Raw genomic sequence first — 1,611 nt, forward strand, 5'->3', positions numbered from 1 at the left:
CCATCCCCGACCCGCCGGTGACCGGGTTGGCGTACTCCATGATCACGCCGTCGTACGGGGATCCCTCGCCCGCGCGGGCCAGCCGGCGGAGCGCCTCGTAGCTGGGCTCCCAGGGCCAGCCGAGCAGCGGGGAGTACGGGCGGCTCCACTTCTCGACCCCGTACGGCAGCAGGGTGCCGGCGTAGCTGAGCAGCGAGGAGTTCACCACCGTGCCGGGCTGCTGGTAGAGCTCGGGGTGGACTTCGTAGAAGCCCGCGTCGAGGGCGTTGACGAGCGGGATGTCCAGTCCGTCCTGCCAGATCACCGGTTCGTCCGAGGCCTCGTTGCCGTGCTCGTGCCAGGTGTTGTTGGGCGTGATCGCGAAGTCGCGCGGCCCGACCTTGAGCTTCTGGCCGTCCACGATCGTCCAGGCGCCGGTGCCCTCGTGGACGAAGCGCAGCGCGGCTGCCTGGTGGCGGTGCGCGGTCATCGCCTCACCCGGTCCCATGATCTGCAGGCCGGTGTACAACAGGCCGACGGCAGCGCTCAGTTCACGCCGGCCGGGGTTGACCAGCATCACCACCCGGCGGCCGGCGTCGTCCGCCCGGACCAGCGGCAGCGCCTTGCGGACCAGCGGTGCCAGGTCGGCGTAGCGCCAGAGCACCGGGACGGACCTGGGCTGCGGGTACCAGGGCTCGATCTCGTTCGCCACCGTCCACAGCGCGCCGGCCTCCTGCTTGGCCAGCTCCTCGTAGTAGGCGGCGAGTTCGGGGCTGTCGCCGACCCTGGCCCGGCCCAGCCGGGTGTCGTCGTAGTCGTTCACGCTTCCTCCTGGTGGTGGGTGCCGCTCTCCTGCTCGGGATGGGGCCGGCTCGCCGGGGGTCGGTGTCCGTCGGGTCGGAGTCCGTCGGGTCGGAGTCCGTCGGGTCGGAATCCGTCGGGTCGGAATCCGTCGGGTCGGTGGCCCTCGTGGAGGTGCACGGGCCGGTGCGGGTCGGTGTCGACGTGCAGCCGGAAGACGTCGAAGCGGTTGTAGTGGCCGACGATGTCGTGCATCTGCTTGGGCTGGAGGCAGCGCGCGAGGTCGATCTCGGCGTAGACGATGCCCTCCTCGTCGACCAGCGGCTCCGTGACCGGGCGCCCGTCCGGGCCGAAGACTCCGGAGAGCGCGGCGCGCGGGCGGGCGAGCTGCTTGCGGACCCGCTGGTCCTCACCGGCCACCAGGTCGACGATCTCGGGCGAGATCGTCGAGCAGGACACCACGGTGAACACCTTGCCCTCGAAGCAGTGCGCGGCCGCGCGCAGCGCGACGGCCTCCGCCATGTCGTAGTCGTCGGGCGCGACCGGCAGGGCGATGTAGCTTGCGGCGTGCACCAGTTCGCCCTGGGCGAGCAGGGTGAAGCGGGCCAGCGGGTTGGTGTTCTCGCCGCAGGCGAGCGCTCCGAGCGGGCCGATCGGCGTGCGGTGCACCACCAGTGAGCTGCCGTCGCCCGGGGCCCAGGTCAGCTTCTCGGCCCAGGTCGGGACCAGCTTGCGGTGCACGCCGAGCAGCCTGCCGTCCGGGCCGATGGTGAGCAGCGTGTTGTAGAGGGTGCCCAGGCCGGGCCCGCCGCGCTCGTTGACGCCGATCAC

2 protein-coding genes are annotated in these 1,611 nt (G+C 71.8%); both read right to left on the bottom strand.

Annotation, left to right across the window (positions count from 1 at the left end; genetic code table 11):
• A partial coding sequence (locus tag MCM47_RS40415; RefSeq protein ID WP_238951799.1) for a cupin domain-containing protein occupies positions 1 to 802 on the bottom strand: 802 nt, incomplete at its 3' end.
• The coding region (locus MCM47_RS40420) for a nitrilase-related carbon-nitrogen hydrolase (protein ID WP_305068080.1) at positions 799 to 1,611 on the bottom strand (813 nt) is incomplete at its 5' end. The genes MCM47_RS40420 and MCM47_RS40415, both read right to left, overlap by 4 nt.

The organism is Kitasatospora sp. A2-31 (genome assembly GCF_022288725.1).
Classification (GTDB): domain Bacteria; phylum Actinomycetota; class Actinomycetes; order Streptomycetales; family Streptomycetaceae; genus Kitasatospora.